At 40.0% G+C, this 4328-nt stretch carries 5 protein-coding genes and 1 pseudogene; 4 read left to right on the top strand and 2 right to left on the bottom strand.

Annotated elements, in window-relative coordinates; translation table 11 throughout:
• Window positions 1-1396, top strand: a 1396-nt coding sequence (locus UC75_RS06300; RefSeq protein ID WP_228137130.1) for an intermembrane transport protein PqiB, incomplete at its 5' end; no start/stop codon positions are given.
• The gene (locus tag UC75_RS06295; protein WP_049837351.1) at window positions 1386-2093 is read left to right on the top strand and encodes a PqiC family protein; all 708 of its coding nucleotides are present in this window, start codon (window positions 1386-1388) and stop codon (window positions 2091-2093) included. The genes UC75_RS06300 and UC75_RS06295, both read left to right, overlap by 11 nt.
• 60 nt (window positions 2094-2153) lie before the next feature.
• On the opposite strand, the gene uraH is transcribed toward UC75_RS06295, so the two are convergent.
• Window positions 2154-2555 (bottom strand): hydroxyisourate hydrolase, encoded by a 402-nt coding sequence (gene uraH, locus UC75_RS06290; RefSeq protein WP_005046214.1) that lies wholly within the window; start codon window positions 2553-2555, stop codon window positions 2154-2156.
• An 11-nt stretch (window positions 2556-2566) separates the two neighbouring features.
• On the bottom strand, window positions 2567-3034 hold the full coding sequence (locus UC75_RS06285; protein ID WP_128825210.1) for a GlcG/HbpS family heme-binding protein: 468 nt from the start codon (window positions 3032-3034) through the stop codon (window positions 2567-2569).
• A 125-nt stretch (window positions 3035-3159) separates the two neighbouring features.
• Between UC75_RS06285 and UC75_RS06280 the strand changes: the two genes are divergently transcribed.
• Window positions 3160-3831, top strand: a complete 672-nt coding sequence (locus UC75_RS06280; RefSeq protein WP_049837047.1) for a heavy metal response regulator transcription factor — start codon at window positions 3160-3162, stop codon at window positions 3829-3831.
• Window positions 3828-4328 (top strand): annotated as a pseudogene (locus tag UC75_RS20410) (two-component sensor histidine kinase); the annotation flags it as partial. The gene UC75_RS06280 and the pseudogene UC75_RS20410, both read left to right, overlap by 4 nt.

The following is a 4328-nucleotide window of genomic DNA, read 5'->3' as shown; positions in this document are numbered from 1 at the left end:
GGATATTGGTGTGGTACGGCAGATTGATCTTTCAGATGACCGTTCACACGTGATTGCCAGAATTGATTTGCGCAAAGGTGCCAGTAATTTTGCAGCAAAAGATTCACGATTTTGGGTTGTGCGACCGCGTATTGGGACGAGTGGAGTTTCAGGAATAGACACCTTATTGTCAGGTTCATACATTGAAGTGGACGGAGGCAAATCAGAAGAGAAAAAGTTCGATTTTACGGGGTTAGAAATACCACCAGTTATATCTTCTGATGTTCCCGGAAAAATATTTTTCTTAAATGCAGATGATTTGGGATCTTTAGATGTCGGTTCTCCAATTTATTATCGTCGAATTAATGTGGGGCAAATTACAGCCTATAAACTATCTGATGATGGTAAAACGGTAGAGCTACAAACTTTTATCCGTGCGCCATATGACAAGTTTGTCACTACCGATGCACGTTTTTGGCAGGCAAGCGGGATCGATGTGACCTTAAACGCTTCAGGCTTTAATTTAGATACCCAATCTCTGGCAAGTATTGTTGCAGGCGGTATTGCGTTTGGATTCCCTGAAAGTTCGCATGCGACGATGGCAGCGAATCAGAGTCGCTTTAATCTTTGGGATTCAAAATCTGAGGCATTAAAAGAACCTGATGGGCAACCGCGTGGTGTGATTATGTACTTTGATCATTCATTACGTGGATTAGCAGTCGGTGCGCCAATTGATTTCATGGGTATCGAAATTGGTAATGTTAAATCGATTAATGCAGAGTTTTATAACAACTATAAACAGATTCGTATGCGTGTTGAGGCGGTGATTTATCCTTCACGTGTTGAAAATGGTCAGGCACTCAACCCAAACAGCAACATTTTCAAAGATTTTGTTGAACACGGCTGGCGTGCTCAAATGAGAACAGGCAACCTGCTTACGGGTCAAAACTATATTGCCCTAGATAAGTTCCCTAAAGCGAAACCGGCGACATTACAAATTTTGAGTGATGACCGTGTGGTGATTCCGACGACACCAACCGAACTGAGTGGCTTACAAGCTCAAGTTTCTCAGATTGCTGATAAGTTAACGAAATTCCCGTTAGTTGAGATTGGGCAAGATGTACGTAAAACGCTCAACAATATGAACACTGCCATTGCCTCTACAGACAAACTGATTAAACAGTTAGATGGAAAAGTTGCACCAGGTTTACAAGCAACTTTAGATGATGTTCGTAAAACTGTAAGATCGTCCGAGTCTATCTTGTCGAGCGATGCGCCGTTGCAACAAGACGTACGCAAAGCATTGCAGCAAATGACACGTGCGGCAGCTTCATTACAGTTAATGGCAGATTATATTGAGCAACATCCTGAATCAATTATTCGTGGTAAGACACCAGAGGCCGATGATGAAAAATAAAAACACTCTATCTTTTCAACATCCTAAAGCAGCCAAATGGCTGCTTGGGAGCGGCCTGTTTTTAACGGCGGTTGCCATGACGGCATGTTCGAGTTCGCCAACGCCAAACTATTATACGATTTCCCCTAAAATCACTGCGACTACCAAATCAACTGTACAGGTGATTGAGGTATTGCCAGTCGGGCTTCCAGACAGATTAGACCGTGCGCCTTTGGTGCTCCAAGACAGTAGTGGTAAGTCTACGGTTTTAAATAACGAACGCTGGACATCGACCATGGGTACGCAATTACGCGATACCTTGTCGGCGGGTTTGCAGCAAAAATTAGGCGCAATTGACAGTTATAGCAGTGGGCTTGCTGGAAATAATCAGCCTTTATATCGAGTTTCTACAGACTTTTCTCATTTTGATATTGTAGATAAAAGCTATATTAATATTGCAGTGTCTTGGGTGGTGAAGCGTCAAATACCGCCTAGTCAATTAGAGTCAAATAATGCAAAAGTCATTACGAATGCAGGATCTCAGCTGAATTGTCGAATTGCTTTTCAGCAACCGATTGATCAAAAAGCTAAAAAGATGGATGCGATTGTGAGTGCTTCAAGTGATGCCATGACTCAAATTATTAATACGGTTTCTTCTTCAATTGTGGCATTAGATTCAAACAAAAAATCGGTTATTAGCAATGGTGTTTGTTCGTAAAACGAATCGCTTTTAATCAACCCCTTTATTTGTGCACAACAGATAAAGGGGTTTTCTATTTTAGTTGCCTCGATAGGTTGAATAACCGTAAGGGCTGAGTAATAAAGGAATATGGTAGTGGTTTACGCTTCCATCGACTTTAAAAATTACAGGAACCTCGGCAAAAAAAGTTTGTTGTTTGTTCTTTTTAAACCAGTCTTCAGTTTTAAAAGTAACTTTATAAACTCCTTGCTCTAATTTTTTATTTTCTGGATAGAGCGCAGTAATACGACCATTTGAATCGGTCACTTGCTGATTGAGTTTAACCCACTGGTTGTTGGTGTTTTTTTCTAAAACCACTTCAACCTGAGAAGAGGGTAAACCCGTTTCTAGATTTAACACATGCACACTTAGCGGATTAGTTTGTGCAAATGTAGCGGAAGCTATAAATAACGAAGATAAAGCAATAAATGACTTAGGCATGTTGAAGCTCCTTATGAATGAAAAACGGTTTCAATGGCTTTGCTTGCGCATTGATTGTCATTTTGTGCGCCGCCAGCACCTGCAACCCCAATCGCTCCGATCACTTGGTTCTCAAAACGGACAGGTACTCCGCCACCTAACAAAAGTAAATTCGCTACGGTGGTTAAATTTTTTGCATCGGGGTTTTGGTTACTGTTTTGGCTTAAAACCAAGGTCGATGTTTTGGTAGATAAAGCGGTATAGGCTTTTTTCTCGGCAGCCATTAAGTTATGCGGGCCCACTAGCTCATGCCGTTCGGTAGTTAATGGATTACCGCCACGATCTACAACAACGACCGCAATGTTTTGATTTAATTTTTTGCATGCCTCTTTTGCACTGTCGGCTAACAGATGGGCAGTTTTTAGATCTAACGAATAAACTTGATTCAAAGCAGGGGGCTGTGCAAAAGTACTATTACCGAATAGCACGACTGTTAACATCAGCCAGTTCAATTTTTTCATAATGATTGCCTCTATGTCGCTTTGAAAATCTTAAACAAATTGCTTAATTTCAAGCATGACAATCACATTACAAAGTTGTCATCTTTCAAATGAGTCTCTACAAAATGCGTATCCTTATTATTGAAGACGAGATCAAGATCGCCACTTATTTGGTCAAAGGATTAAAAGAGTCTGGATATCAAGCGGAGTGTGTTCACTTAGGGCTTCAAGGTTTGGAAATGCTAAAGAGAGATCAATATGACTTGCTTATTCTTGATGTCATGTTGCCAGACATAGACGGCTGGAACGTATTACAAGTACTACGCCAGTTTTCAAAAATTCCGGTGATTTTCTTAACGGCAAAAGATCAGGTGATGGATAGAGTGAAAGGGTTGGAGTTGGGTGCAGATGATTACTTGGCTAAACCATTTTCCTATATTGAACTCTTGGCACGGATTAAAAGTCTGTTAAGAAGACAGCAATATCTGCAAGAAAATGAGCTATCTATTAGTGATCTAAAAATGGATGTGGTCGGCCATAAAGTATGGCGTAACGGAAACTTAGTTGAGCTGAGTAAAACCGAATTTAATTTGTTACGTTACCTGTTGCTCAATAAAGAACAAATCGTGACACGCAGACAAATTGGTTCCGAAGTTTGGAATATTAACTTTGACACCGATACCAACTTTATTGATGTTGCGGTACGCCGTTTACGAAGCAAAATTGATGAGGGATATGAGTTAAAACTCATTCATACCATACGTGGCTTGGGCTATAAAATTTCGGTTAGCTTATGAACTTTAAATTTCTACGTTCTCTTGAAGTCCGTATTACATTACTGGTCACGCTTTGTTCTGCCTTAATTTTATGTTCAGTCGGCTTTATGACCTATTTAGGTATTAACCAGATTTTATTAAAGCAACAAGATAAAGCTTTAGCAGACAGAATTAATCGTTTGGAAATTTTGCTACAAGATAGCGAAAATGTAGAGCAAATCATTGCGCGTCCTAAGCTATATCAAAACATGCTTGGCAACCAAGACAACTTGTTTCTGCTTATTCATAAAGACAAAACTTTAATTAATATCAATCCGCTCCATATTCATTTACCAGAGCTTGCACAGCACAACAGTCTTCAATTTCAAGATTTAGCCAACAACTCATATCCAACGCGCATTGCGTGGAAAACCATAAAAATTAATAACGAGCCTTATCTACTCATTGCAGGTAAACAGTGGTCGGAACGCATCAATATTCTTTTACCTTTTCAAGAAAGTCTTTTGATGTATGTGGTC

This window comes from Acinetobacter sp. V2 (genome assembly GCF_001188385.1).
Classification (GTDB): Bacteria; Pseudomonadota; Gammaproteobacteria; order Pseudomonadales; family Moraxellaceae; genus Acinetobacter; species Acinetobacter oleivorans.
This window is presented reverse-complemented; position numbering and strand designations above follow the sequence as displayed.